1 protein-coding gene is annotated in these 1,082 nt (G+C 33.9%); it reads right to left on the bottom strand.

Features of this window, described 5'->3' with window-relative positions; genetic code table 11:
* Positions 1–197 precede the first annotated feature (197 nt).
* Positions 198–998 carry a hypothetical protein gene (locus ABD730_RS17115; protein WP_344716114.1) on the bottom strand — a complete coding sequence of 267 codons (801 nt, stop codon included), beginning with the start codon at positions 996–998 and terminating at the stop codon, positions 198–200.
* Between the last annotated feature and the right edge of the window lie 84 nt (positions 999–1,082).

The following is a 1,082-nucleotide window of genomic DNA, read 5'->3' as shown; positions in this document are numbered from 1 at the left end:
GCATAGAATTTTGTAAAAGCCTTGATATTGTTGGTATGCGCAAAATGTTTGCCAACGGTTTCGTATATGGTTTGTTGCGGTGTTTAAGCATGTAATTTAGCAAATAAAAACCGAACAGAAAATTCCAGCGGAATTTTCGAAAGTAGGCGAGAAGCAGCAATGAATTATATGCGTTGTTAGGCATCTGGCTTTTTTCTTTATTTCTCCCAAATCTTTCGGACGAGCTTTAAAATAGGAAGTTTCGATATATCTAATTTAGTATTCTTTGATTCCGTTTTAATTTTTTCCTCTGATTCAGGTTTATTTTCTTTTTCCGCTTTTTCTCTTTCTGCCATTTCAATTTCCCACAATTCATCTTCGTCAAGTGGTTGTACTAAATCAGCTCCACCTTTGTGTGGAATCTGAACATAGTCTTTAGGTGGCTTTATTAGATTTTCTTTACATTTTTCAGAGCAAAGATTTGCAAGCATTGGTATTGTGTCAGTTCCAACGTTTGCAGTAATCCACATTTGATTTGTTAGTTCATAATCTAATTCTTTTTCGCAAACACTACATTTTAGATTTTCTCCAAAGTATCTAACAGGATTGTGGTCAAGTTTTGGAAAGCCCATTCTATTTTTATAGTTTCCATAAAGAGCTCTTGTACTAATTCGGCTGTCTTTTAGTTTTTTACATTTAGTGATTTCATAAGGAAACCAGTTTAAATCATAGGAAGTATAAGGGTCAAAATATTCAAGAGATTCCATTTCTCCAATTTCAGGTGGAATTCGTTTTAAATTACTGCCATAAAGTCCAATTTTTGTTACTTTTTTCAATTTTGAAATTGATTCAGGCAAAGTGAATATTTGAGCAAATAATTCATTTCCTAGAGCTTCTCTTGGCACAAATTCATCAGTTCCTTTTTCGGCAACGTCATCAACATATTCACACAGTTTTTTCCAAGCAACAGAATTTCTGTCTTGAACATCATTCGGTATTTTAGAAATTCGTTTATTCATTTGAGTGAGTTCAGCTTGTGCCTAACGTTTTTGTATATGGAAAGTTGCGTGTTTGCGTGCGAGGATTTTCCGCAGGAAAATCAG

It is taken from the genome of Winogradskyella damuponensis, from assembly GCF_039538385.1.
GTDB classification, from domain to species: domain Bacteria; phylum Bacteroidota; class Bacteroidia; order Flavobacteriales; family Flavobacteriaceae; genus Winogradskyella; species Winogradskyella damuponensis.
The sequence above is the reverse complement of the archived record's forward strand: the minus strand, read 5'-3'. Positions and strand labels throughout refer to the sequence as shown.